At 67.7% G+C, this 26,709-nt stretch carries 20 protein-coding genes; 8 read left to right on the forward strand and 12 right to left on the reverse strand.

The features are described from left to right. Nucleotides 1-41: 41 nt before the first annotated feature. Nucleotides 42-920 (reverse strand): MBL fold metallo-hydrolase, encoded by an 879-nt coding sequence (locus ACQEXA_RS12485; RefSeq protein WP_433129837.1) that lies wholly within the window; start codon nucleotides 918-920, stop codon nucleotides 42-44. A 244-nt stretch (nucleotides 921-1,164) separates the two neighbouring features. Here ACQEXA_RS12485 and ACQEXA_RS12490 point away from each other — a divergent pair, with 244 nt between their 5' ends. Both ACQEXA_RS12490 and ACQEXA_RS12495 read left to right on the forward strand, forming a co-directional pair. Further along, nucleotides 1,165-2,871, forward strand: coding sequence for a recombinase family protein (locus ACQEXA_RS12490; RefSeq protein WP_433129839.1), 1,707 nt, complete (start codon nucleotides 1,165-1,167; stop codon nucleotides 2,869-2,871). Between the two features lie 118 nt (nucleotides 2,872-2,989). Then, nucleotides 2,990-3,832 carry an IS5 family transposase gene (locus ACQEXA_RS12495; protein ID WP_432920252.1) on the forward strand — a complete coding sequence of 281 codons (843 nt, stop codon included), beginning with the start codon at nucleotides 2,990-2,992 and terminating at the stop codon, nucleotides 3,830-3,832. A 1,109-nt stretch (nucleotides 3,833-4,941) separates the two neighbouring features. Here the strand turns inward: ACQEXA_RS12495 and ACQEXA_RS12500 are convergent. The 3 genes from ACQEXA_RS12500 to ACQEXA_RS12510 all read right to left on the reverse strand — a co-directional run bounded on the left by ACQEXA_RS12500 (nucleotide 4,942) and on the right by ACQEXA_RS12510 (nucleotide 8,502). After that, nucleotides 4,942-5,541: a hypothetical protein gene (locus ACQEXA_RS12500; protein WP_432934843.1), complete on the reverse strand. Its 600-nt coding sequence runs from the start codon at nucleotides 5,539-5,541 to the stop codon at nucleotides 4,942-4,944. Nucleotides 5,542-6,043: 502 nt separating this feature from the next. Beyond that, nucleotides 6,044-6,517 (reverse strand): hypothetical protein, encoded by a 474-nt coding sequence (locus tag ACQEXA_RS12505; protein ID WP_433129841.1) that lies wholly within the window; start codon nucleotides 6,515-6,517, stop codon nucleotides 6,044-6,046. 146 nt (nucleotides 6,518-6,663) lie between these two features. After that, nucleotides 6,664-8,502 carry a SpoIIE family protein phosphatase gene (locus ACQEXA_RS12510; protein WP_433129843.1) on the reverse strand — a complete coding sequence of 613 codons (1,839 nt, stop codon included), beginning with the start codon at nucleotides 8,500-8,502 and terminating at the stop codon, nucleotides 6,664-6,666. A 330-nt stretch (nucleotides 8,503-8,832) separates the two neighbouring features. On the opposite strand from ACQEXA_RS12510, the gene ACQEXA_RS12515 reads away from it, so the two are divergent. From ACQEXA_RS12515 to ACQEXA_RS12525, 3 genes are all read left to right on the forward strand, one after another. Further along, entirely contained in the window at nucleotides 8,833-13,071 is a 4,239-nt protein-coding gene (locus ACQEXA_RS12515) for a HAMP domain-containing protein (RefSeq protein WP_361003227.1), read from the forward strand. A gap of 44 nt (nucleotides 13,072-13,115) precedes the next feature. Then, complete coding sequence (locus ACQEXA_RS12520; protein ID WP_432939708.1) at nucleotides 13,116-13,649, forward strand: response regulator; 534 nt, start codon at nucleotides 13,116-13,118, stop codon at nucleotides 13,647-13,649. A gap of 636 nt (nucleotides 13,650-14,285) precedes the next feature. Next, nucleotides 14,286-14,561 carry an integrase core domain-containing protein gene (locus ACQEXA_RS12525; protein WP_432939705.1) on the forward strand — a complete coding sequence of 92 codons (276 nt, stop codon included), beginning with the start codon at nucleotides 14,286-14,288 and terminating at the stop codon, nucleotides 14,559-14,561. Nucleotides 14,562-14,709: 148 nt separating this feature from the next. On the opposite strand, the gene ACQEXA_RS12530 is transcribed toward ACQEXA_RS12525, so the two are convergent. The 5 genes from ACQEXA_RS12530 to ACQEXA_RS12550 form a co-directional block, all read right to left on the reverse strand. After that, on the reverse strand, nucleotides 14,710-16,389 hold the full coding sequence (locus tag ACQEXA_RS12530) for a glycoside hydrolase family 13 protein (protein WP_432934840.1): 1,680 nt from the start codon (nucleotides 16,387-16,389) through the stop codon (nucleotides 14,710-14,712). Nucleotides 16,390-16,445: 56 nt separating this feature from the next. Beyond that, nucleotides 16,446-17,336, reverse strand: coding sequence for a carbohydrate ABC transporter permease (locus tag ACQEXA_RS12535; RefSeq protein WP_432934839.1), 891 nt, complete (start codon nucleotides 17,334-17,336; stop codon nucleotides 16,446-16,448). A 1-nt stretch (nucleotide 17,337) separates the two neighbouring features. After that, a complete protein-coding gene (locus ACQEXA_RS12540) occupies nucleotides 17,338-18,339 on the reverse strand; it encodes a carbohydrate ABC transporter permease (protein ID WP_432934838.1) in 1,002 nt (333 codons plus the stop codon). Between the two features lie 113 nt (nucleotides 18,340-18,452). Then, the gene (locus tag ACQEXA_RS12545; RefSeq protein WP_432934837.1) at nucleotides 18,453-19,709 is read right to left on the reverse strand and encodes an ABC transporter substrate-binding protein; all 1,257 of its coding nucleotides are present in this window, start codon (nucleotides 19,707-19,709) and stop codon (nucleotides 18,453-18,455) included. Between the two features lie 418 nt (nucleotides 19,710-20,127). Then, on the reverse strand, nucleotides 20,128-20,250 hold the full coding sequence (locus ACQEXA_RS12550) for a hypothetical protein (RefSeq protein WP_432934836.1): 123 nt from the start codon (nucleotides 20,248-20,250) through the stop codon (nucleotides 20,128-20,130). 243 nt (nucleotides 20,251-20,493) lie between these two features. Between ACQEXA_RS12550 and ACQEXA_RS12555 the strand changes: the two genes are divergently transcribed. After that, complete coding sequence (locus ACQEXA_RS12555; protein ID WP_433129845.1) at nucleotides 20,494-22,170, forward strand: IS4 family transposase; 1,677 nt, start codon at nucleotides 20,494-20,496, stop codon at nucleotides 22,168-22,170. A 428-nt stretch (nucleotides 22,171-22,598) separates the two neighbouring features. Here ACQEXA_RS12555 and ACQEXA_RS12560 read toward each other — a convergent pair whose 3' ends face one another. Next, on the reverse strand, nucleotides 22,599-22,841 hold the full coding sequence (locus ACQEXA_RS12560; RefSeq protein WP_432934835.1) for a hypothetical protein: 243 nt from the start codon (nucleotides 22,839-22,841) through the stop codon (nucleotides 22,599-22,601). 322 nt (nucleotides 22,842-23,163) lie between these two features. Further along, nucleotides 23,164-23,709, reverse strand: a complete 546-nt coding sequence (locus ACQEXA_RS12565; protein WP_433134537.1) for a lysylphosphatidylglycerol synthase transmembrane domain-containing protein — start codon at nucleotides 23,707-23,709, stop codon at nucleotides 23,164-23,166. A gap of 57 nt (nucleotides 23,710-23,766) precedes the next feature. On the opposite strand from ACQEXA_RS12565, the gene ACQEXA_RS12570 reads away from it, so the two are divergent. Both ACQEXA_RS12570 and ACQEXA_RS12575 read left to right on the forward strand, forming a co-directional pair. Then, a complete protein-coding gene (locus tag ACQEXA_RS12570) occupies nucleotides 23,767-24,255 on the forward strand; it encodes a hypothetical protein (RefSeq protein ID WP_432923512.1) in 489 nt (162 codons plus the stop codon). A gap of 81 nt (nucleotides 24,256-24,336) precedes the next feature. Further along, nucleotides 24,337-25,857, forward strand: a complete 1,521-nt coding sequence (locus ACQEXA_RS12575) for an ISKra4 family transposase (RefSeq protein ID WP_432930358.1) — start codon at nucleotides 24,337-24,339, stop codon at nucleotides 25,855-25,857. On the opposite strand, the gene ACQEXA_RS12580 is transcribed toward ACQEXA_RS12575, so the two are convergent. Next, nucleotides 25,858-26,475 (reverse strand): hypothetical protein, encoded by a 618-nt coding sequence (locus ACQEXA_RS12580; protein WP_433129847.1) that lies wholly within the window; start codon nucleotides 26,473-26,475, stop codon nucleotides 25,858-25,860. Nucleotides 26,476-26,709: the final 234 nt, after the last annotated feature.

A 26,709-nucleotide genomic window follows, 5' to 3' on the forward strand; every position in this document is an offset into this window, starting at 1 on the left:
CAGTTCCTGCGTCCGGGCTGGCAGTGCGCCTCGGGCGTGGCTCAGTCGTCTGGGCAGATGACGAAGAGAGGGCAGGCGAGTCGCCGGGGCTGGTCGCCGATCTCGATGAGTGCGGCGCGGATCTCGTGCAGGTGGCCGGTGGTCATCTGCAGCGGGGGCTCGTGGGGCTGGTAGGTGGTGCGGACCGGGTAGTCCACGCCCGGGTCGGTGGTCATCTCGATGTGACAGCCCAGGACGTGGGTGACCGGTCTGCGTTCGCAGAACTCGATCAGGCGGTCGATGGTCCGGGCGAAGGCGGGCCAGTCCTGGACGTAGAGCCGGCCGGGGTAGACCGTGTCGCCGGTGAGGAGGACTCCGGTCCACGGGTCGTAGAACGTGACCGCTGCCTCGTGGTGCCCGGGGGTGGCCAGACACTCGAGCACGCGGCCTCCAAGATCGACCCGCGCCACGGTGGTGGGGTCCTGGTCGAATCCGAAGTACTTCCAGGCCGTGGTGAGGTCTGCGTCGACCATGGTGGTGTCGGGGCGGTCGGCGAACTGGCTGTCGCCCGCGATGTGGTCGTCGTGGGCGTGGGTGTGCAGCACCAGCAGGTGGTAGTCCTGTCGGGGGTGGCGGCCGAGCCAGCCGTCGACGAGCTCGTCCACCACCCGGCGCAGGGGGAAGAACTCGGCAGAAGCGGTGGCCCCGGTGTCGATCAGCACCGCTCGCGTATTGCCGAACAGCAGGAACAGGAACGGCGCCTCGTAGTCGATCGCCATGTTCTGCCGCAAGATGACCGTGTGCTCGTCGTAGGCGTAGACCTGGATGTCCGGGTCAGTGTTGTGCTTGGACGACGGTGAGCCGTGGATCCAGCGGACATCCAACCCGCGGGGCCGGAGAACCGGGCTGTCGAAGTCGATGAAGGATGTGCCTGCGGCCATGACGCCTCCTGAGTGCGTCGTCTTAGCAGGCCGGGAGGGCCGGTCAGTCATGAAACAGTCCTCCTGCAGAAATACGTCTTGGTCCGAGTGTGCGGCGGGCGTACCGCGATCTTGGGGCCCTGTTCCTGGTGGGGCGGACGACGTTGTGGTCTCCGTTTTTCCCGCCCGTGCGGCGCCGGTCCCTCGGTCGATGCAACCGTGCCGCAAAACGCTCCACGCCAAACGCCCGGGAGTCTCACCACACGTGATCCGTTTAGCCTTCGCTGGACGCTGCTCCACTGAAGACCTTCAAGACCCCGAGGCCTCCAGAAACCGGCAGCTCACCCGCGCCCGAGCCCTGATCGAGCCAGCCGAGGGCCAGATCGTCACCGAGTACTTCGACATTGGGCACAGCCGCTCCCTGCCCTGGCAACGCCGCCCCCGCGCCAACGCGCTCCTCCAAGCGCTCCGCGACCCGAACCGCGGGTTCGACGCGGTAGTGATCAGTGAGCCGCAGCGCACCTTCTACGGCAACCAGTTCGGCAACACCTTCCCCGTCTTCGTGCACTTCCGCATCCCGCTCCGGGTCCCGGAGGTCGGCGGCCCGATCGACCCGGACAACGAAGCCCACGACCTAGTCATGTCCATCTTCGGCGGCATGAGCAAGGGAGAACGCAACCGCATCAAGATCCGGGTGCGGACCGCCATGAGCTCCCAGGCCCAGCTCCAGGGCCGCTACCTCGGCGGGCGACCGCCCTACGGCTACTGGATCGTCGACACCGGACCCCACCCCAACCCTGCGAAGGCCGCCGCCGGACAGGGGATTCACAAACTCCAGCCCGACCCCGCCGCCGCGCCCGTCGTGCAACGGCTCTTCACCATGTACGTCGACGGCATGAGCGACAAGGCCATCGCCACACAGCTCACACGCGACGGCATCCCCTGCCCCTCCGCCCACGACACCGCCCGCACCCCACACCGCAAGAAAGCCGCACGGCAGGCCGGTGCGGTGAGAGCGATCCTCATCAACCCCCGCTACACCGGTTACGAGGTCTGGAACAAACAACGCAAGGAGGAACGCCTCCTCGACATCGACGACGTCACCCTCGGCCACCGCACCCACATGACGCACAACCCCACCGACCAGTGGGTCTGGTCCAACGAACCCGCGCACGACGCGATCGTCACCACAAAACTCTTCGAAGCCGTCCAGACGATCCGCAGGCAGCGCGCCCGTGCCCACCAGCGGCAAGAACGCCCGGGTCGGCAAGGCGGGCAGCGGGCCTACGCCCTGCGGGGACGGGTGCGGTGCCTGCTGTGCGGACGGAAAATGCAGCCCGCCGCCACCCGCAACCGTGTCTACTACCGATGCGAGTTAAAGGAGCAGGAGGCCGCGCTCCATCCCGGGCCCGACCACCCCCGGACCGTCAACCTGCGCGAAGACGTCGTGTGTCGGGCGCTGGACTCGTGGGTCGCCCGTGCCTTCGCACCGGACCGGCTCACCGCCGCCCTCACTGCACTCAGCCACGCGAGCACCGCGGCAAGCACCTCCCAGACGCAGACCCCCGAACAGGCTCAAGCTCGCCACACAATCAAGGAGTGTGAGCGGCGCCTGGCCCGCTACCAGGCCGCCCTCGAAGCCGGAGCCGACCCAGCCGTCGTCACTCAGTGGATCAACGAGGCACAACGAGACAAGGAAGCAGCGCAGAGGAAGCTCGACGCGCTACCCGCCGCCACCCGGACGAGGGAGCCTCAGCTGACCGTCGAGCAGATCGGGGCGATTACTGAGAGGCTCGGAAACATCGCACAGCGCATCGAAGTCGTCGACGCTGACAAGAAAGGCCCACTCTACGAAGCCCTGGGCATCACCATCAGCTACGAACATGCAACGAGGACCGCGACCGTAAGGTCGAGGCCCTCGTCGCCGTATCGTCAGTGGTTGTGGTTGTGGGTCGTTCACGAGATCCCCTGACCAGGTACAGCGCACTTAAGAGCGTGCGCGGATAGGCGGGTGTAAGGGCTGGATGCAGGTGCAGGCACGGGCCTGCGCGATCATGTGAGTTCCTACGCTCCGTGACCGTGGAGGCTCCGTGCCTGCGCTCCCATTATGGCTTGTCGATCCGCTCTGGCAGCAGTTCCGGGAACTGCTACCAGAGCGCGGTGAGTTCGCTTCCGACCACCCGCTGGGCTGTCATCGCCGACGCATCGGTGACCGCACTGTCTTCGACCGGCTCGTGCAGGTACTGGTGTTCGGCTGCGGCTACCGCAAGGTCGCCGACAACGCGTGCTCGGCGACGACCATCCGTACCCGCCGTCAGGAGTGGATCGAAGCTGGGGTCTTCGAACGCCTGGAGCTGCTCGTTCTGGAAGCCTACGACCGTTTCATCGGCCTACAGCTGTCGGATGTGCCAGTCGACGGCTGTCACTCAAAGGCCCCCTGCGGTGGTGAAGTTGCAGGCCCTTCGCCCGTGGACCGGCGAAAGGGCGGTATGAAACGCTCCACCGCAACAGACGCCGGCGGCATCCCGCTCGGCGCTGTCACCGCTCCCGGCAACCGGCACGACTCCCCGCTGCTGGGTCCCACCCTGGAGAGACTGGAACGTATCGGGCCGCTCCCGGAAAACGTCACGGTCCACCTCGACGCCGCCTACGGCACCGGCAAGGGAACCAGAACGGCAGCAGAGTACGGCCTGCGGGCACAGGTCGCGGTCAAGGGCGTGGCCGCACCGATCCAGAACACCAAACGATGGCCGGTGGAGCGCACGAACGCCTGGGGCAATCAATTCTTCAAGATCGCTCGCTGCACCGAACGCCGCACCGAAGTCATCGATGCGTACCTGTCGTTGGCCCACGCCATCATCACTCTGCGTCGCCTCATCCGCCGCGCGTGGACCCTCTACCGCTGGGACACACGCCCCCGGAAACGCCCCTGAACACCGCCTATCCGCGCACGCTCTAAGTGATCACGAACATCCCGCCGAGCACAAGATCACTCCCCGATAATATGCGCATGCATGTTTGAGCGCCGCGATGATCCCGCGGCCTGCACCCCTGGTCTGGGGGCAGCGTCAGCCACGGAGAGGCCACAGGCCTATCCAGGGTGAGCTCTCCCGATTGGGCCATCCCATCGCCGCGTGCTGCGCCGCCGGCTCCGGGGCCCGGTCCGCTACGAGCCCGCAGACCGGTTCTGGCTGACAGCGGTCTCCAGCCTGATACCCCGTCACCGCTGGCGCGAGGACTTCCCGGTTACTCCCAGGACGCCGCCGGCCTGACATCGCAGATTCATCGCGGCGAAGTGGGACTACAGCGCGCAACGCGCCCCTACCGGACGACCGCCGGCCAGGGCGGCGCTCAAGAAGCTGATCCTGCAGCTCGCTCGAGAGAACGCAAGGTGGAGGCATAGGCGGATCCAGGGCGAGCTGGCCCGTCTCGGCCACCCAATCGCGGCATCCACAGTATGGAAGATCCTCCATACCGCGAACAGGGCCGGTCCAGCGTCCACTCGCCGGTCGGCGCGGCCTGCGTGAACACACCGCTGCCGATGACCAATGCTGTCGTCACGCCCGAATCCCCCTCCGCACAAGGAGGTTACTGCTTGCCCGGCCAGCCCCACAGCTCATCGCAACGGCGGCCAGAGGCCCGGCGAGCGGCGCGCGGCGGCCTGGGCCTGCCGCGGGCTGCGGTCCGGGGCTCAGGGCCGTACCTCGACCCAGTCACCGACTGCGGCGGTGGCGGGGCTCGGGGCCTCGTCGGCGCCGAACAGGACCCGCGGCTCTGCTGAGTGGCAAGGGGCGCTTGGAGTGGCTGGTGCCCAGCCTGATCACCGTGGAGTGTCTGATCCTGAAGTCCACCGCGTTCGTAACAGGCGCGTACATCGTTAACCGCTGATCGGCGTGCCTGTACCGCCGCCGGCAGGACGAGGGACGCCAAGGCTGTTGTGCCGGGTCGACGGCGACGAGTGCGTGCTGCGCGGGTGTTCGCCGAGCTGTAGGACGAACACCCCGACTACAAGGCCGCATGGCGGCCGTCGTGACCGTGCGGCTCAGACGCGGGAGCGCAGGTAGCCGGGCAGGTGCTTGTCGCAGCAGGCCCACTTGGCGCCGGACTTGTCGGTGACGGCGTACTTGGGCGTCTCGGTGCAGGGCTTGGCCTTGCTGCCTCCCCAGGTGCAGCGGTTCTTGCTGGCCTGACCGGAGATGACGTCGGGGTCGTGGCGCTGGACGTCAACGGCGGGCGGGCGCTTGCCGGTCAGTTCCGCGACGGCCATGACTTCCTCGGCGCCGAAGGCGCGGCTGACGCCGGAGGGGCTGAGGCCGGCGGCCGCGCCGAGGGATTCCAGCGTGTGCGGGCGCGGCTGGTGGAAGATCCGGCCGTAGGCCAGGAGCAGCCGGATCTTCTCGTCGGCATCCCGCTTGATCTCGACGAGGTCTTCGAGAGCGACCAGGAGCGCGTCGTGCTGCGGGCCGTGCTCCTGTGCCGCCTTGACCGTCTTCTTGTACCAGGCGTTCCACGCCAGGTGCCTGGCGTCCAGCGTGGCGCGATCCTCTTGCGGGTCAGCCGGCCTCGGCCAGCGGATGGCGGAGATGTCCTCATAGCGTGCTTGGAACATCTCCGGCGCCTCATCAGTCGTACCGTGAAGCATGCACGAGATTTTGACTGAGTACAACGGATTTGAGTGAAGGCAAGTTCTCGTGGCTGCGTAGGTGTTCGCTGAATGCGCTCCCACACGGCCTCCGCCTCCCGCAGCTCGGCCTGGAGAGCCTCCACCCGCTGCCGAGCGGCGCGTTCACGTTCCTCCAGCAACCCCATCACCGACGGCACCCCGGCACCTCCACCAAAGAGACGACACGACACCGCATCCCTCCCGCCGAGACACCACCCGACACCTGACCAGCAGAAACGCACCCGACGCTCTCGGAAAGACAACAGCTTCTAAGCGCCCTGGTCGTGCTCGCCGCAATAGGCCGAACACCACCAGGGCGCTTCTCTTGATCTAGTCGCAGTCCCTTGCGGAGCCTGTGCCACCTGCTATCTCGGTTCCCACGATCCGTCGCCGGACGCGACCACGACAACTGCAGGCCGGGCCACCCCACTTCCTGCGGTCCCATCTCACAGCGAACCCAGAGCCTGGGCCGGGACACACATCAGAAGCTGGGAGGGGTCACGGCCGGCTGAACCTCGCGCCGTGCCTCGTCCTCGATGCGAACGAAGCTCAGGCGCATTGCGGTGCGTACCGAGTCGAGCAGCGCCTCGACCAGGCCTGATCCTCCGGCGTGGGTCTGCACCGCCTGTCCGCTGCGCACGAGCGCCTGGTACGGGTCGGCGCGGTCGCCGTACAGCAGCCAATTCACCGCGCGGACACCCCAGGTGTACACCGGCTGGATCAGCGCCGCGATGCCTGCACCGACCAGGACAGCCACCGCCGAGTTCCTCAGAAACACCTCACGGCCAACCGTCACGAAGACGACCGTGAACACGGCAACGATCACCGCGGTCATGAGTACGAAGAGCAGCGTCCTGCTGACCACCACATCAAGCCAGCGACCACCTGCGACTTGTTCATCCAAACCGACACCATCACCCGGCCCGGTGGACGGGTGCTGCGCTCGGGCCTGCATGGAGCGGCACTCTACCTGTCGCACCTCGGCTACGGGCGGTGCGGCCGGAGAGAGCACGGGGCCGGAAAGCGCCGCACGGGCACGTCGACGTGGGGAAAGGGCCGCGTCCGCGATCAGGTTCGGCTCGTCGAACGCGGCCGAGACCGCTACCGGAGCTGGGAAGATTGCACTGAAAAATGCTCTCCGTAGGTGCCGCCCCCGTACCCGGCCCGCCCGAGCACCGGCACCGCTTCCAGTACGAGTACGGCCAGATCATCGTCGATCGGCTCGGTGCTGAAGTCGTGGGCCGCCTGCCGTACCCGCTCCGCCACGGCCTTCGCCCCCAGCCCGACGCACCCCCGGAACACCTCGGCGAGGCCATCGTTGTCGTCCAACTGGCGGTTTCCTCTGCGCCGCTCGGTCACGCCGTCGGTCACGCACAGCAGCGCCTCGCCCGGTGCGAGGGTGAACGAGTTGGCGTGGAACTCTGCGTGCTCGTCGATCCCGAGCAACATCTGTGGGTCGGCGGCCGGCGCCACCGAGCCGTCGACCGCCAGCCGCAAGGGAAGCGGGTGCCCGGCGCTGGCGATCGTGCAGCGCGCACCGCCGGTGATCACATCCGGCTCCAGCTCCCCGTAGAGCAGGCTCAGGAAACGCGGCCCCGCCTGCTCGCTGCCGAACGACACCGCTTCCGCGCTCTCCTCCGCCATCGCGAGATTCAGTCGGCTGAGCAGGGACTCGACACCATGGCCCTCACGGGCCAGCAGCCGGACCAAATGTCGGGCCAGACCGGTGGCGGACATCGCCACCAGGTCGTGGCCGCACACGTCGCCGAGCAGGAAGCACCAGCGGCGGTCCCCCATCGGGAACAGGTCGTAGAAGTCGCCGCCGACGGTCTGACTCTCACCGGCTGGCTCGTAGACGATCGCCGTGTCGACGCCCGGGATCACTGCGAGGGATGCGGGGAGCTGCCTGCTCTGGAGCGTCCGGCTGATGGTCACCTCCCGGGTGTAGTGACGGGCCGTGACCACCGCCTGGGCCACTCGCCGGGCCAAGTCCTCCGCAAGTCGCGTCACGGCGTCGGTCATCTGGGACAGCCCACCCAGGCCGAGCAGCAGCATGCCAAGGCATTGACCGCACGCGACCAGGGGGAACGCCAGCGCAGAGCCGGTCGCGCCCATTGCGTCCGTGCCTTCCGGCCAGGGCCACGGGATACCTGTCGTGCTCAGCCGGGCAGGCGGCGGACGGTCCCTCTCGAGCGCCAGCCGGAGGTCTCCGATGTGCCGCTCGTCCCGGTGCCAGACGCGAGACAGCCGCATACTGCCGCTTTCGGTGCTCAGCCACACGCCGCACCAGTCGGCGAGCCTGGGGACCAGAAGCTGCCCGGCGAGCGCGGCGACCATGTCCTCGTCCAGCTGACCGGCGAGGAGCTCGCTGGCCTCGGCGAGGAACGACTCCCCTCCGTGGTCGGCCCATCGGGCGCTGTGACCGTGGTGCTGAGTTTCGAGGGCCGACGAGTCGTGCTGCGGCGCCCTGGCCGACGAATCGCCCCCGCCCTCGTCACCGGGCTCCAGCGGGGCCTCCAGTTGGAACCACACGGCCTTCTCGGTGTGCCGGTACGTGATCCCCCACGAAGTGGCCAGCGCCCGCACCAACTGCAGACCGCGGCCGTGGAGGTTGCTCGGTACGTCCTGGCCGCTGCTGACCACGCGAGACGGATGGCGGTCCACTACTTCGATCACCACCCCTATCTGCCCGGCCCCTGCCAAGTCGGACGAGGCCGGGGAGTCGTCCCCGACCTGCAACCGGCAGGCGATTTCGACCTCGAATCCCGCGGGCGTGGCGGTGCAGGTGACCAGCTCACTGACCAGGAGCACGGCGTCCTCGACCAAGCGGCCGCTGATCGCGGATACCCCGGGAAGCGCCGGCGCGGTCCGCTCGGTGAGAACGGCGCGAACGAACCGTCGCGCGGCGGCAGAGGCGCACTCATTCGCAGGCAGACGCATCCGTGACACGGAGTGGTGCAGGTCAGGGCGCAGCCGCACAGGTGACTCCCGACTCACTACCGATGTTTGAGTGGATGAATGTAGTCTAAATCACGCCAGAACTATGCATATGATGCCATTGTCCAATGACTGAAGTGGGTTTTCATGGGACGCGACCCGGCTCCGACTGATCCCGCTCCACGCGCCCACGAGCGACACCTCGCGGGACTCGGCAAAGACCCCGCCGAATCCGCCGGGCCCGTCGACTTCGCCGAGTCCGCAGACAGGCCGGGCATCGCCCTCGACGGGCCGCGGGTACGTGCAGCCGAATTGCGACCGCTCCTCGCAGCGATGAATTCTTTCTGTGACGGTGATTTCACGGTACGCGTGGAAGGTGTTCACGAGGGCGTACTTGCCGAGATGGCGGGAGTGTTCAACCAGATCGTGCTGCGCAACGCGCATCTGGCCTCCGAGCTCGAGCGGGTGCGCCGGGAAGTGGTGCGGCAGGGCAGGATGGACGAGCGGCTCGCGGCGAGCCCCGGGCACGGGGCGTGGACCACGAGCGTTGACGCGGCCAACACGCTGCTCGAAGCGCTGGCCGTCCCGGTCTCCAACGCCACGCGGGTGCTGGACGCGGTCGCGGACGGCGATCTGACGCAACGGGTCGAGCTGCACGACGGCAAGCGCCAGCTCCGTGGTGATCTGCGGCGCCTCGGGCGCGGCGTGAACCGCATGGTGGACCAGCTCTCGCTGTTCACCGGCGAGCTGACCCGGGTCGCCCGTGAGGTCGGTACCGAGGGGCGCCTCGGCGGCCGGGCCAAGGTACGGGGGCTCTCGGGCGACTGGCGCTATGTGACCGAGGCCGTGAACGCGATGGCCTCCCGGCTGACCTCGCAGGTTCGCGACATCGCCGTGGTGACGACAGCCGTCGCGCGCGGCGATCTGACCCGGCAGGTCACGGTCGAGGCGACCGGTGAAATGCTGGAGCTGAAGCTGACGGTGAACACGATGGTCGACCAGCTGCGCGCGTTCGCGGACGAGGTGACGCGGGTGGCTCGCGAGGTCGGTACGGAGGGGCAGCTGGGCGGCCGGGCCCAGGTGCCGGGCGTCTCGGGCGTGTGGAAGGACCTCACCGACAACGTCAACTTCATGGCGTCGAACTTGACCTCACAGGTCCGCAACATCGCCCAGGTGACCACGGCGGTCGCCAACGGCGACCTCAGCCAGAAGATCACAGTGGACGCGCGGGGCGAGATCCTGCAGCTCAAGAGCACCGTGAACACGATGGTCGACCAGCTGTCCGCGTTCGCGGACGAGGTGACGCGGGTGGCCCGCGAGGTCGGTACGGAGGGGCGGCTCGGCGGCCGGGCCCAGGTCCGCGGCGTCTCCGGGGTGTGGAAGGACCTCACGGAGAACGTCAATTTCATGGCGGACAACCTCACCTCGCAGGTCCGCAACATCGCGCAGGTCGCCACCGCCGTCGCCCAGGGTGACCTCGGCAAGACGATCACGGTCGAGGCGAAAGGCGAGATCCTGGAGCTGAAGTCGACCATCAACACGATGGTCGACCAACTGTCCGCGTTCGCGGACGAGGTGACCCGGGTCGCCCGCGAGGTGGGTACCGAGGGGAACCTCGGTGGACAGGCCCAGGTCCGCGGCGTCTCCGGGGTGTGGAAGGAGCTGACGGACAACGTCAACTTCATGGCGTCGAACCTAACCTCACAGGTCCGCAATATCGCCCAGGTGACCACGTCGGTCGCCAACGGCGACCTGTCGAAGAAGATCACGGTCGATGCGCGGGGCGAGATCCTGCAGCTCAAGGAGACCGTGAACACGATGGTCGAGCAGCTGCGCGCGTTCGCGGACGAGGTGACGCGGGTGGCCCGCGAGGTCGGTACGGAGGGGCGGCTCGGCGGCCGGGCCCAGGTCCGCGGCGTCTCCGGAGTGTGGAAGGACCTCACGGACAACGTCAACTTCATGGCGGACAACCTCACCTCGCAGGTCCGCAATATCGCGCAGGTCGCCACCGCCGTCGCCCAGGGTGACCTGTCGAAGAAGATCGACGTGGATGTGCGCGGTGAGATCCTGGAACTGAAGACGACCATCAATACGATGGTCGACACACTCTCCTCGTTCTCGTCAGAGGTCACCCGCGTGGCCCGCGAGGTCGGCAGCGAGGGCCAGCTGGGCGGCCAGGCCCGCGTCGAAGGCGTCTACGGAACCTGGAAGCGGCTGACCACGAACGTCAACGAGCTGGCCCTGAATCTCACCACTCAGGTCCGCGCCATCGCGGAGGTGGCCAGCGCGGTCACCCAGGGCGACATGTCCCGCTCCATCGCAGTCGAGGCGCAGGGCGAGGTCGCCGAGCTGAAGAACAACATTAACCTGATGGTGTCCAACCTCCGCGAGACCACCCGAGCCAAGGACTGGCTGGAGTCCAACCTGACCCGCATGGCCGCCCTCATGCAGGGCCACCGCGACCTAGTGGAGGTCGCCGACCTGATCCTGCGCGAGCTAACACCCCTGGTGAATGCGCAGTTCGGAGCGTTCTTCCTGGCCGAGGCGGGCGCGTTGCCCGGGGAGGGCCTCGAGTTCATCGCCGGTTACGGCACCGACCAGGCCGGCGGGAGCAGCCCGCTCCCCGGTACGGGCACGCCCGGGCGTGGCCTCATTGCGCAGGCCGCCCAGGAGAAGCAGCGCATCCTAATCACGGACGCCCCGCCGGACTACATCACCATCATCTCCGGGCTCGGCTCGGCGCGTCCGGCCAGCGTCGTCATCCTGCCGATCCTTTTCGAGGACCAGGTCCTCGGAGTAATCGAGCTGGCGTCGCTCAGCAGGTTCAGCGATGTACACCTAGCCTTCATCGACCAGTTCGCCAACACGATCGGCGTCTCGATCAACACGATCATCGCCAACTCCCGTACCGAGTCCTTGCTGTCGCAGTCCCAGCGCCTCACCTCCGAGCTGCGCGAACGCTCCGACGAGCTCCAGAGCTCCAACGCCGAACTGGAGGACAAAGCCGCCCTGCTCGCGACCGCCTCGCAGTACAAGTCCGAATTCCTGGCGAACATGTCGCACGAGCTGCGCACACCGCTCAACTCGCTGCTCATCCTGGCCCAGCTGCTCGCCGACAACCCCGACGGCCACCTCTCCGAGCAGGAAGTGCAGTTCGCGACCACCATCCACCGCGCGGGCTCCGACCTGCTCCAGCTGATCAGCGACATCCTCGACCTCTCGAAGATCGAGGCCGGACGGATGGACGTCCACCCGAAGACGCTGCCGCTGAACAAGCTGCTCGACTACGTCCATGCGACGTTCCGGCCGCTCACCATCGACCGCGGTCTGCGGTTCGAGATCGAGGTTGGCGAGGACGTGCCGCGCGAGCTGTACTCCGACGAACAGCGCCTCCAGCAGGTCCTGCGCAACCTGCTGTCCAACGCGGTGAAGTTCACCCACTCCGGCAGCGTGGAGCTGCGTGTCGACAGCGTGCCAAGGGAGCAGTTCGAGGATGAGACACTCAAGAACGCCGAAGCCGTCATCGCCTTCGCCGTCAAGGACACGGGGATCGGCATCGCGCCCGAGAAACTGTCGGTGATCTTTGAGGCGTTCCAGCAGTCCGAGGGCACGACCAACCGCAGATACGGCGGCACCGGCCTCGGCTTGTCCATCAGCCGGGAGATCGCCGGGATGCTCGGTGGCCGCATCGTCGCCGAGAGCGAGCTGGGCGTGGGCTCCCGGTTCACCCTCTACATTCCGTCACACCACCCCGGCATACCCAGTCTGCGTAGCCGGGCGGAACTGCGGGCTGCCAGCACCTCGGATGCCACCGCCCCGACGGCGCTTCCCGTGCGGACCACGGCAGTCGGCACGGCCGGCTACGACGCGGCTGCGATGCCGAGCGACGTGTTCGACAACGTCGGTAGCCCCAGTCCGGAGAGGCTGGTCCTCGACACCCTCAGCCCGGACACCCTCGACCCAGACAGCCTGAACGTGGAGATCCCCAGCCCGGACGACCTGCTCAGCAGGGGAACCACCGGACCTTTGGACCCCCGCGAGGACACCTGGCCCGAGACGACCAGGCTCAAGGAGTGGCTCAGCGGGCGCCCCGGCCGAGTGCTGGCAGGACGCCGCATCCTCATCGTCGACGACGACATCCGCAACGTCTTCGCACTCACCCATGTGCTGGGCCGCGTCGGCATGACGGTGAAGTACGCGGAGAACGGCCGCGAAGGCCTCGAAGTCCTCCAGCAGTCCCCCGATGTGTCACTGGTCCTGATGGACATCATGATGCCGGAGATGGATGGATACGAGACCATTCGCACCATCCGGCGCACCCCCCGGCTCGCTCACCTGCCGATCATTGCGCTCACCGCCAAGGCCATGCCCGGCGACCGCGAAAAGGCGATCGACAGTGGTGCCTCCGAATACATCCCCAAACCCGTCAACGTCGACCGCCTGCTGTCGGTCGTCTGCGATCTGCTCGACCCGCCGGACGACTCCCGTGCGGCGGTCCCGGACAGCGCCGTGCCGCAGCAGGGCGACGGATCGGGGGCCCATGACCACGAACCGCCGGAGCGCGAGCCGTGAACACGGCCACACCCGACCCGTGCAGCATCCTCATCGTCGATGACATGGAGGAGAACCTCGTCGCGCTCGAGGCCGTGCTCGGCCCACTCCACCAGCACCTGGTACGGGCACGCTCGGGAGAGCAGGCTCTGAAGGCGTTGCTCCGCCAGGACTTCGCGGTGGTCCTGCTCGACGTCCTGATGCCAGGCATGGACGGCTTCGAGACCGCCGCGAACATCAAGCGTCTCGACCAGACCAAGGACGTGCCCATCATCCTGGTGACCGGAGCCGAAGTCGGCGCGGACTACGCCTACCGTGGGTACGCCCTCGGTGCCGCCGACTTCCTCACCAAGCCCATCGACCCGTGGGTGCTGCGTACCAAGGTCAACGTCTTCCTCGATCTGCACCGCAAGAACCGCCAACTGACGGCGCGCCGGACGGCGGGGAACGGGGCCCGGCTCGCGGAAATCTCCGAGCGGCTCGCCGATGTGGAGCTGTTGCTCCGCAACCGGCCGGACGGAGACACATCGGGACTCGTCGACCGCATCGCGGACCTGGAGCGTGCCGTGCGCCACCTGCAGGCAGGCCCCGACGCCTAGTAGGGCTTGGTCAGGTCGGCTGTGGTGGTGCGTGTCCTCCGGACCCTGCTCAATGCCGTCATCATCTTCGTGGCGAACCTCAGAGCCATCCGACGGTTCCTCCGCGACCAGGGCATCCAGCCCCGCAAAGCCAGCACGCAGAGCGCCGCAACCCAACCCGGTGAGCCCTCCGACCCGCCCCTGGCGCGTCCGCTTACGACCGAGCTGGTCAAGCCTCCGCCACGCGAGTGACACACCTCCGCCGCGCTCCGCCCCCTGAAAGCCCCACATGCCTGCGCCACGGCCACCAGCCGTCGCGCAGGCATGTCCTGTTTCCGCAGGTGAGAGGTGCAGCACCCGAACTGTCACCGCGCCGCCCCCTCATCGAGCCGATCACGCGACCCGAAGGCCCCAGAAACGACGAAAAACCGGTGAGTCACATGACTCAACCGGTAATTCGTGAACGTGTCGGAGACGATCTCGTGAACGTCCCTGGTTGTGTCCGAGGGGCGAGTTGACCGCTGACGATACGGTCGCGGTCGCGCGAGGGCAGCTCCGGCTACACGATCGGCCAGCCGATCGAAGCGATGTCGGCGCCGAGCGGGTACCGCAGCCCACTGAGCAACGAGCGCAGGAAGTCGCCCGCGTCACGGCAAGATCTCTCGGCGCAGCCCCAACTGCAACTCGCACGCCGCGCGGTTCGTACGCGCGGTGCGCGAGGAGTACACCGACCGGCTCCTGATCTTTGATCGGGGCCATGCCGAGAAGATCCTCCACAACTACGCCAGGCACCACAACCGGCATAGGCCGCATCAAGGTCGTGGCCGTCGGGCACCGCTGGACGAAGCCAACGTCATCCCACTGCCACCAGCCCGGATCGAACGCCGGCAAGCCGTCGGCGGATTGATCGACGAGTACCACAGATCAAGCTGACCGTCCGGCAAAACCGCAGTCCACAGGATGTGAACCCAATCTGGAGCGGTACGGGATACGCCAGGCCGGCGATCGGCACGGAGCAACGGACCAGTGGCAACACCGGCACCGCGCTCCGTGCCGAATCAACAGGCATTCCCCAGGCAGCTCACGGGGTGTGCAGCCATGCGGCCGAGTTGCCAGCGAGCTGCCCCTGGTGGACGGGGGCGCTGCAGAGCACGATCGATCCCCACTCGGCGGGTGGCCTGAGCGGCGTGTCACCGAACACCACGACGCAGGTGACGCTGTCCCGGCGGAAGGCGAGTACGTCGTCTCGGCCGGGGACGTCGATCCAAGTCACCGCCCGGTCCGCCGTGGAGAACAAGTCCCGGCGGACGCGCAGCGCCCTGCAGTGCAGGGCGAGAGTGGAGTCGGCGTCCTTGAGCTGTTCGGACGCGGCGTACTTGACGAACCACTGCGGTTGCGGGAGCCAGGGTTCGGCGGTCACCTGCGTCGGTGAGAAGCCGAAGCTCGGCGCCTGCGCGGTCCACGGCAACGGTACGCGCGATCCGTCGCGGCCCGGGTCGAGCCCCTCGGAGCGGAACCAGGTCGGGTCCTGGCGGACCTGGTCGGGCAGATCAAGCACCTCGGGCAGCCCGAGCTCCTCACCCTGGTAGAGGTACTGCGAGCCGGGCAATGCGAGGAGAAGCAGGCACGCGGCGCGGGAGCGCCGCTCACCGAGGGCAGTGTCCACCTCGCCGCGTGGCCGGATGAAGGCGAGGTTGCGGTCGAGCGATTCGTGCGGCTCGTCGGCGCGGACGATTCCGTAGCGTGTCACGGTACGGTGCACATCGTGGTTGGCCAGGGTCCAGGTGATGGTAGCACCGGTGGACCCAATGCCCGTGAGGGCCCGGTCGATCGAGCTGCGGAACAGCTGGCCGTTCCAGGGCTGCTTGAGGAGGTCAAAGTAGAAGGCCTGGTGGAGCTCGTCCGGGCGCAGGTAGGCAGCGAGGTCGGCGACGTCGGGGACCCAGATCTCCCCCACGAAGGTGAGTTCCCGCTCGGGCGCGTAGGAATCGGCGATGCGGCGCCAGCGGCGGTAGACCTCGTGGACCTGCGGACGGTTGTGCGTGTACTCGTTGTAGTGGCCGCCGGTCCAGTCCGGCAACCCGGGGTGCTTGTACAGGGCGGCTGCCACGTCGATGCGGAATCCGTCGACGCCCCGGTCGAACCAGAACCGCAGCACGTCGTCGAACATGCCGATGACGTCCGGATGTGTCCAGTCGAAGTCCGGCTGAGCGGCATCGAAGAGGTGCAGGTACCACTGGCCGGGTGTGCCGTCGGGCTCCACGATCCGGGTCCACGCCGGCCCGCCGAAGATGGACAACCAGTTGTTCGGCGGCATGGCTCCGTCGTCACCGCGGCCGTCGCGGAAGATGAAGCGCGCGCGTTCCGGCGAGCCGGGGCCCGCGGCCACCGCCGCGCGGAACCACGGATGCTCGCTGGAACAATGGTTGGGCACCAGGTCCATGAGCACCTTCAGACCCCGGGCATGCGCATCGGCCGTCAGGGCGTCGAATGTCGCCAAGTCGCCGTACTCCGGAGCGATGTCTCTGTAGTCCGCCACGTCGTAGCCGTGGTCCTTCTGCGGTGAGGGATAGCACGGGTTGAGCCAGATGCCGTCCACGCCGAGCTGGACGAGGTAGTCCAGGTGCTGGCGAAGTCCGTCCAGATCGCCGATCCCGTCCCCGTCGGCATCGGCGAACGAGCGCAGGTAGACCTGGTAGACAACTGCGTCGCGCCACCACGCTCGCTCGGTGGAGGGGCCGGAGGACGAAGCCAGGGCCACGATTGTGTGCCTTTCTGTGAAAGCGGTCGTCGAACAGTCCCGAGGTCCCACGCCGGCTACTTGACGGCGCCCGCGGTCAGGCCGGAGATGATGCGCCGTTGGAAGAGCAGCACCATGATGATCAGCGGGATAGTGACGACGGTCCCCGCGGCCATCACCGCGGTGTAGGGCTCCTGGTGGGGCTGGGCTCCGGTAAAACCGGCGATCGCGACGGTGACCGGCTCGACGGCGGCGTTACCGTTGGACAGCAGACTGGACAGGAGGTATTCGTTCCAGGCCGAGATGAAGACCAAGATCGCGGTAGTGAACAAGGCCGGCGCGGCCAACGGCAGGATGACGAGCCGGAACGCCTGGCCCGGCGTGCAGCCGTCGATACGGGCCGCCTGCTCCAGTTCCCAGGGCATCTCGGCGAAGAAACTGGTCAGGATCCACACGGTCAGCGGCAGGGCGAAGGATATGTCGGGGATGATGAGGGCTTGGTAGCTGCCCAGCCAGTGGATGCTGGTGAACAGTTGGAACAGCGGCGTGACAAGGGCGACTCCGGGAAACATCGCCGCGCTCAGGACCAGGCCGAGCACCAGGAACTTGCCGCGGAAGTGCAGACGCGCCACGGCGTACGCCGCGAAGGTGCCGACCACCATGGCGATCGCCGTGGTGGCCGCCCCGATGATGGTGCTGTTGAGAAGTGCCTGGCCGAAATGGTTGCCGCGGCTGGTGTCGAACGCGGTGCGGAAGTCGTCCAGGGTGACATGGGTCGGCCACGGGGTGGTGTCGAAGGTGAATCCCACCTGGCGAAACGCAGTGACGACCATCCAGTAGAAGGGGCCTAGGCACCACACGACGATCGCCGCGATACCCGCATACAGACCAAGGCGACCGGCCGTCCGCCGGAGCGCCAGCGATCGGAGGGAGGGCGCTGCATAGGTGGTTCCCGTGGTGCTGGTCATGTCACTTCACCGCCGACTGCTGGGTGCGGATCACATTCGCGTTGAACAGCTTCACCATGAGGAAGGCCACCGCGAAGATGAACAAGAAGGTGATGGTGGACAGGGCGGACGCGCCCCCGTAGCCCTGTTCGAGCTGGTCGATGACCAGGATGGACAGGGTGGTGGTGGAGTGCCCGGTGCCGCCACCGCCGTGGGTGAGGATGGCGGGCAGATCGTAGATGCGCAGGACGTCCAGGACGCGGAACAGGGTCGCGACCAGCAGCGCCGGGCGCACCATCGGCACGGTGACATATCGGAAACGCTGCCAGGCACTCGCACCGTCGACCCTGGCCGCTTCGTACAACTCGGTGGGGATGATCTGCAGTCCGGCGAGGAGGAGCAGGGCGACGAACGGGGTCGTCTTCCAGACATCGCCGATGATCACGGCGAACCGTGACGCCCACTGCCCGTCGGTCCACAGGATGTGTGTGCCCAGGACCCTGTTGACGATGCCGTTGTAGGCAAACATGAAGAACCACAGCTTCGCGGTGACCGCGGTGGGGATCGCCCAGGGCACCAGCACGCTGGCCCGCAGCAGCGAGCGGCCCTTGAAATTGCGGTGCATCACCAGCGCCATCAGCGTGCCGAGGAACATCTCGAGCACGACGGTGATGACGGTGAAGAGCACGGTGACGGTCACGGCGTCCCAGAACTCGCTGCCCAGGGTGCCGGGCGCACAGGCGGCGACGCCGCAGTGCTGGAGCAGCCAGTGGGTGTAGTTGCCGAAGCCCGCGAACCCGCCGCCCCGGGTGAAGAACCCATTCTGCAGTGACTGGTCCTGCCGGAACGAGGTGATCAGAGCGGCCACCACCGGGTAGCCGATGACCAGGGCGAGCAACAGCAGAGTGGGGCTGATCAGCAGCAGTGCGACACGGCCCTCGCCCGTGGTGTGGCGGTGCCGACGCGTGAGCCGCCGTTTCGACCCGGCCGGCTCCGTTGCCGGTCTGTCGGTGGTAACGGTCATCTGTGTCCCTGTCGTGAGGCCGCGCCGGGGGCGGATGAGCGCGGGATGTGCAGACTCGTGTCGGCGGTGGCCCGGGCGTCACTCTTTGCCGACCCGGGCCACCGCTCCTGACGTCAGCCGTTCGTGGCGGAGTTGATCGCTGCCTGCATATCCTTCAGAGCCTGGGAGACCGATTTGCTGCCCTTGATCGCGGCGTAGGCGTTCTCCTCGATGGCCGCGGTGACACCGGGGTAGAACGGCGTGACCGGGCGGCTCTTGGCGCTGGCGAGGCTCTCTCCCAGCGTCTTGAGGTAGCCGAGCTTGGGGTTGGCCAACAGTGTCGGGTCCGTGTACAGGCTCTTGAGGACCGGGGCGTTGGACTCCTTGATCAGCAACTCGTTCTGGATGTCGGTGCTCTCGTAGAACTTCATGAAGTCCAGTGCGGTCGCCTTGTGCTTGGAGTAGACGCTCATGCCCAGGGAGTGCCCGCCCAGGGTGCTCGCGCCGATGCCGTTCGGCCCGGGCTCGGGGGCCACCGCGAACTTGCCCTTGACCACCGAGCTTCCGTCGTTGCTGGCCAGGTTGTAGACGTAGGACCAGTTGCGTAGGAACAGCAGCTTTCCGGCTTCGAACGCCTGGCGCCCCTGCTCCTCCTGGTAGGTGATGGCCTCCTTGGGGATGTCGCCGTTCTTGTAGGCGTCCGCAAGGAACGACAGGCCCTTGGCAGCCTGCGGCGTGTCCACGTCGGCGGTCTTGCCGTCGGACTTGACGATCTCACCGCCGGCGGCATTGATCGCCTCGGAGGCGTTGACGGTCAGGCCCTCGTACTTGGCGAACTGGCCCGCATAGCAGCCCATGTGATGGGCCTGGGCGATCTTGCAGTCGGCGAGTAGCTCGCTCCAGGTGGTCGGCGGCTTGGGGACGAGATCCTTGCGGTAGTACAACATCCCGCCATCGGAAGCCATCGGCGCCGCGTACAGCTTCCCCTGGTAGGTCGCGGCGTCCACGGCCACCTTCAGCAGTGGTGCGGTGTTGAGGGCGAATTTGTCCGTCAGCGGCTGCAGCCAGTTCTGCGCGGCGAACTCTGGCGTCCACACGACGTCGACTGACACCACGTCGTAGCCGGGGTCTTGGGCCTTGAAGTGCTGTACCAGGTCGTCATGTTGCTGGTCGGCCTGGTCGCTCTGCTCCTTGAGGGTGACCTTCTGGTCCGGATGCAGGGCGTTCCACTTCGCGATGATGTTCTTGACGTCGCCGGTGTTGTCCTTGCCCTGTACATAGGTGATGGGGCCGCGGCCCGACTCGTTCTTCGAGGCGGTGCCCCCACCGCCACCCGACGAACCGCACGCCGCCAGCGCCAACGTGAGCGCAAGGGCGCCTGCGGCTGCCACCAGTGGCCGCCTTGCTCTGTTCTCCACCTGGTTCTCCTGTTTCCTTTGTAGGACAAGGGAGCACTGCGAGCAGTCTCGAGCGGCGAGTGGGTTCGCCACTTCCTGTCCGGGCGTCATGGCATCCCGAAGCTCAGCACCATGGGAAACCGGACCTGACGCCGACTCACCCACATGCCCCGGAAAGGCCTGCTCACCCTCTTGGAGCGTTCAAATATTGGATGGAAGTTTCCTGGCCGGATACCGGCGCGTCAACCCCTTGAATCAAGGAAGAACCTGCCCTTGACGAATGCCTCATCCGCCCAGCTAGGAGAAGGTACTTGGGGTGTCACGGACGTCGTCCACTGTCGCGGGTATCGGAGGCTGGCCCGCGGCTGTCGATCAGCACGGCATCATGACCGGCTGTGCTGCTGCGGCTGGCCTACCGCGTGGTGAACGCGTGGGCGACCAGGATCCGCGCGCGCCGGGTGGCGTGCTCGATCACCGCGAAGACGTACGGGCGCGCCCCGGTCAAGGGGTGCGTTTCTTTCTGAGTGACCGCCATGTACCTGCCCATCCCTTCGACGCCGGTACTTCCGGCACCCATAGCTCTGGATGTCCTGACGATCGGGCAAGTCGCCTGCGGATCTGCTCCGTCTTGCCTCAAGGCCGGGAAGTTAAGGCTGGCCGGGGCACTGTCCAGGCGGGGGCTGATGTGTGCTGACCTGGGGCTACATGCGGAACGGGACCGCTGGTAGATCTTGGGACGTCCTCGCAAGACAGTCCGAGATCCAGAGCAGAGGTCCCGTTGCCCGGCCAGTGTGCCACCATCACCCTCACTCGTTCCAGCACGGTCGCCGCTGGGGTCTACGCCCCGGGCCATCTGGGCGAGTTGACACAGGTCATCCCCTTCGAGCTGGTCGACGCCGTGCTGGAGGAGACCGGACGGACCCAGCAGCGGCTGCGCGCGCTGCCCTCGCGCGTCGGCGTGTACTACATGCTCGCCCTGGCCCTGTTCCCCGACCACGGCTACCAGGGCGTCTGGCGTCAACTCACCGCCGCCCTTGGCAACCTGCCGCTCCCGCAGGTGTCGACCACCGCGCTGCGGCACCTGCGCCGCCGCCTCACCCCCGCCCCGCTCAAGCTCCTGTTCGAGACCCTGGCCGGACCGCTGGCCCAGCCCACCACACCCGGCGTCCGCTACCGGCACCTTCGCACCGTCGCCTTCGACGGCTGCTCCTCGATCAAGACCCCGGACAGCGAGCGGGCCCGGGGCTGGCTCGGCAAGATCCGTTATCGGCTCGCCTGGGCCGGCTACCCCACCGTCATGCTGATGGCGCTGGTGGAGACCGGCACTCGCGGCCTGCTCGGCGCCTGCCTCGGCCCCAGCAGCGCCGGCGAGACCAGCTACGCCAAGCGCCTGCTGCCGCTGCTGGGCCGTGACCACCTGCTGCTGATCGACCGGGGCTTCGACAGCAACACCTTCCTGGCCGAGGCCGCCGCCACCGGCGCCCAGTTCCTGGCCCGCTGCAAGTCCACCCGCCGACCGCCCCTGCTCCGGGCCCTGTCCGACGGCTCCTACCTTTCCCGATTCGGGGAGCTGACGGTGCGCGTCATCGAGGCCGACATCGTCTGCGTCCTGGCGGACGGCACCCACGTCGGCGGGCGCTACCGCCTGGCCACCACCCTGCTGGACCCCGTAGCCGACCCCGCCGAGCGTCTGACCAGGATCTATGCCGAAAGGTGGGAGATCGAATCGGCGTTCTTCGCCTTGCGCTCCACGCTCATGGCAGGCCGGGTCCTGCGCTCGGGCGACCGGTTCGGCATCGAGCAGGAACTGTGGGCCGCCCTCGCCCTCTACCAGGCGCTTCGTACCGTCATGGTCGACGCCGTGGAGTCCCGCCCCGGTATCGACCCCGACCGCGCCGGCTTCATCACCGCCCTGCAGGCCGCGCGGACCCAGGTCATCCTCGCGGCCGGGATCGCCCCCGAGCACCCCCAGCCGGTCGGCACGATCGGCGCCGCGGTCCTGGACAACCTGCTGCCCGCCCGCCGCCTGCGCATCAGCGCCCGCAAGGTCAAGTCACCGATCTCGCGCTACCACGCCTTCAAGGGCCAGGCCCGCCCCCAGGCCGACACCCCGGTGACCGCCATCGAGATCACCATCCACGACCGCACCAGTACCCCGCTCGCGCCGCCCAGCACCGTCCCACCATCGACCGAGGAGAACAACGGGCATGAAATCATGGAGAGTTCACCTACCGACGGCACCTCCGAAGAACACGATTCGGCGGACCCGGGCGGCCGGATGACACTCGCCCTCGCCGTGCTTGCCAGCCGCCCCGGCGAGCCCTGGCACGCCCGCGATGTCGCCCGCATCCTTGGCGTCACGAACATCAACAGCTTCCGCGTCCAGATGTCCCAGTGGGCTCACCGCGGCGTGATCCACAAGACCGGACCCGCCACCTACACCCTCGCCTGCTGACCGCGACGGGCCTCGACGCCAACCACAAGACCCTTAACTTCCCGGCCTTGCGTCTTGCCTGGTGGGAGGGGGTCACTCCAAAGGAAACGCACCCGTCAGGGGTGCGGACCTCGAACAGGTCACGGGCGGGGAGTGCTTCTGCAAGCTCCCCACGGACCTCAAGGACGCGGGCAGCACGGCCAGGTTCCAGATCCGCGACCGACTCGAAGTTCACGGCCGCTTCCGCCGCCCTCCCGGCCGACGACAGGCTGAACGTTGCCACCACCGGTATCCGGATACCGCGGATGAACTCCCCCACGGAACGCTGGTTACAGACCTGCCGGCGTGAGCTGCTGGGGGCTCCGAGAATGCGGATGCGGCGGTTGGCGTGCGCGAGGAAAGCGAAGACGTGCACGCTCGCGCCGCTCAGGGTGGTGACGGTGAAGAAGTCACGGGCCAGGATCGCGTGGGGCCGGCCGCGCCAGGAACGCGGCCCAGATCTGACGGCCGCGTTCGGGCGACCGCTCGATCCCGTGCGCCCGCAGAATCTCCCACACCGTGGAAGGTGCGACCTTGATACCCAGCGCGGCGAGCTCCCCGTGGATCCTTCTCCAGCCCCACCCGTCGTTCTCCCGGGCCAAGCGCAGGACAACGGCCTGGACGCTGCGACGGTCGGTGGTCTGCCGGGCCATTTACGTCGAGAGGCGTCGGCGTGGCGACGGCGCATCAGGTCACGGTGCCGCCTCAGCACCGTGTCCGGGGAGACGATCAGGTGCAACCGCCGCAGCCTGGGCCTGGGAAGCCAGTGAAGGAGCGGGGCCAGGAAAGCACGGTCCGTCGGAGCGATGCGCGGCTTGTCGATCTGCCGCAATAGCCAGTTGATGCCGGAGCGTCAATATCTCGATGTCCTGGTCCCGCTGATTACCGGGCGGACGTGTCAGGCTGATGGATCGCGCTGCTGCGACTGCCCTGTCTCGCGGGCGATGCTTTCCTTTCGCGGGCGGTCCGTGGCGGTCAGACAGCCGGTACTCGGCGGTTGTGACGTCGGATGATCAGCCACGTGATCCAGCCCGCGCCGACGATGAAGCCGAAGCTGATGATTCGGTAGAGCACGACAGTGGCGATGGCGGTGCTCGTGGTGACGCCGCCGGTGACCAGTCCGAGAATCAGGGCGCTGTCGATTAGGCCGAGGCCGCCCGGGATGATCGTGACAGTGCCAGCGGTCATGCCCGCGCAGAAGGCGAACAGCAACTGGGCGTTGCTGACCCCGCTGCCGCTGACGGCGTGGAAGCACAGCCAGAGGCACCCGGCGTCGAGCACCCAGTTGAGGACGGCGTAGGTGGCGGCCGCGACTGCATGCCTGGGTGCGAGACGGGTCGCGCGGAGCTGCTCGACGAAGCCGCGAATGCGGTCCAGGCCCTCGGCGTCGGGGTGGTGCCGCAGTCGGTTGATTTTGGCCAGTGCCGCACGGGTGGCCGGTTCGACCTTCTCGGGGTGGCGAGTGATGCGCCGAAGGGTGCGGATCCTCTCGGGGGACGGTTGAACTGGGGTTTTGCTGATCTGGGTGTGGGTGGGGTGTTGTCGTCTCTACCGTGCGGGTAGAGGAGGCGGTGCCGGATGGGCTCGTTGATCGGGGAACTGGAGGCTCGGCAGGCGGCGGTGCGGTCCCGGGTGGAGGAACTCGAGCGGGAGATCGCCGTGTTGACCGTGCGGTTGGAGGCTGAGCGGGACCGGCTGGAACGGTTGACCGTGACGCGGGAGACGCTGGAGGAACTCGCGGCTGAGGGAGTGGCCGTGGACGCGGTCGAGCCGGTGGGCGGGGGCCGGGTGGTGGGAGCGCAGACGGTGACCGTGTGGTGGGAGGGGATGAGCAGCGCGGATCTCCCTGCGGTCTACCGCGACATCGTGGACGTGATCGACGACGGGCCCGAGCCGGTGCAGGCGAAGCAGGTCGTGCCGAGGATCGGCCTGCCCGCGCAGACGTCGAAGATCGAGGGGACGCGGTCGAAACTGAAGCGGCTGGTCGAGCGGGGCTGGCTGGACGAACAGACACCCGCACTGTTCACCGCGTCGGCCGGAAGGACGGCGACCGGTTCGGTGCGGTGAGCCAACTCCCGGTGGTCAAGGGGCTCTTCTTCCTACCGTCGTAGGTGCCAACCAGGAACGACGGCCGGAAGAAGAGCCCGGATGGAACGCTACGACACCCACGATGTCCCTGACCCGTTTGCCTGCTCGATGGAAGCGGTGGAGTCGCTGGCAGCACGGCTGTCGGCACCCGAGACCGCCGAGTTGGACCATGCCGCGGTGGAACAGCTGATCGAGACCGATGGCCGGGAGATCCTGCGCCGGTTCTTCCAGGACCACCTCGACCTGCGGGCGGCCCGTGAAGAGCAGGCGCCGCCGCCTCGGGCGGTCTTCGGTCCGGACCGCGAGGTGCGGCCGTACCGCGAGAGGGGGCATGCCCGGCAGCTGACCTGCTTGTTCGGCACGGTGAGTGTGACGCGGTGCGCCTGGCGGAGCCGGGGCCTGTCGAACGTGCACCCGGCCGACGCCCAGTTGTCGCTGCCACGCGGCCGGCACAGCCACGGCGTCAAACGCCTCGCCGTGCGCGAGGCGGTCCGTGGTTCCTACGCGCAGGCCGTCGCGGCGATCACCGACCGGTGCGGGCCGGTACTGGGCAAACGCCGGGCCGAGAGCCTGACCGTCGAGGCCGCCGCCGACATCGACGCCTTCTACCACCACAAGATCGCCTCCCCGTGCACGGCCGACATGCCGCTGGTCATCCAGGTCGACCAGAAGGGGGTGGTGATGCGGCCCGAAGCGTTACGCGAGGCCACCCGCCGCGCGGCCGAGGCAAAGAAGCGGCAGGGCAGGCAGGCGCGGCTCGCACCGGGCGAGAAACCGAACCGGAAACGCATGGCGACCATCGCCTGCGTCCACGACACCCACCCCGCCCAGCGCCGTCCGCACGACATCGTCCACCCACCCGGCGGCCGTACCCGCCTGCGGACGGTGCGGCCCGGCCCGAAAGCGGTCAACCGGTGGTGCACCGCCTCCCTGATCCACGACCCCGACGACGTAATCGCCGAGGCATTCACCCAGGCCACCGACCGTGACCCGGGCCATCACCGGCCCTGGCTCATCCTCGTCGACGGCGCCCGCCACCAACTCGACCTCGTCGAAGCCGAAGCACAGCGCCGCAACGCCAAGATCCACATCTTGATCGACTTCGTCCATGTCGCCGAGTACGCGTGGACGGCCGCGCACGCCTTCCATCCTGTCGGCAGCCTGGAGGCCGAGACTTTCGCCGCCGAGACACTCACCGCGATCCTGCACGGACACGCCGCCCGCGTCGCCGGCGAGATGACCGCCCGCGCCGAGAAGGAACAGCTCACCGGGGCGAAACGGGACAGCGTCGACACCTGCGTGCGCTACCTGTCCGGCCACCTCGACCAGCTCCGCTACGACACCGCACTGGACAAGGGCTGGCCCATCGCAACCGGATCGGTCGAAGGCGCGTGCCGGCACCTCGTGGGCGACCGCCTCGACATCACCGGAGCCCGCTGGGGCCTCGCCAGCGCCGAAGCCGTCCTCAAACTCCGCGCTGTCCACGCCAACGGCGACCTCGACACCTACCTCGCCTACCACCACACCCGCGAGCATCAGCGCACCTACCCCGACCAGCACCACAACCAACCCAGTACTTGATCAACAACCTTCCCTCAGAAGGATCCGCACCCTGCGCCGAATGCCGACGGTCAGCAGCAGGATGGCCAGGGTGAGGGTGAGGAGGCTGCGCCACAGCAGGGCGCCATGGGAGGCGAGCGCGGAGGCCGCGGTAATGACAGCCAGTGCGGCGGCGGAGAGCATGCCGGACAGCGCGATGCACCAGGAGGCGACGGCTGGCGTGGCTCCGAAGCGGCGCATCTGCTGGTAGTTGAAGTGGGTGGAGAAGGCCGGGCCGCCAGGTATGGTGACGCTGAGGGAGTGGGCGGCGTAAGCCAGAGCGATGTGCTGGTGGACCGGCCGACTCACCCCGGCGGAGCGGAGCAGTCGGCGCTGCATGCGCCCGTAGCAGTTCACGGCGGCCAGCTCGGCAATAAGGGCAACGGCGAACCACAGCGGCCGTGGCGCGCGCAACTGTGACAGCGCCGCGGTCAGCGACGACCACCCCAGTATCAGCTCGATGGTGAACAGGGCCAGGAGGGCCGCGACCGCGGCCGGCCTTAGCCAACGGCGACTGCGGCGCGGCGCCTCGTCGAGGGCGTCGATCGTGGTGAAGGCGGAGCGGTCCTCGGCGGAGACTTCGGCGTCCGGGATGTTCACAGGATGGACCGTCGGTTTCCGTCAGGTGGGCGAGATCTTCGTCTCCCTGAGAATGCCATCTCACTTGCACATTCGCGAGCAAGAGAGCCATGCGATTGCGTTAGATATATCACCAGGCCGCGCAACCCGGTTCGACCGGACAGGGAATTGACGGGAGCGCTAGCCTTTGGGTGCCGACGCATCATCCGCGCAGCTCAGCGGCCGTATGAACTCCGGCCTCTCGCACGCCAACTG

This window comes from Streptomyces sp. CA-106110 (genome assembly GCF_050936285.1).
Lineage (GTDB): Bacteria > Actinomycetota > Actinomycetes > Streptomycetales > Streptomycetaceae > Streptomyces.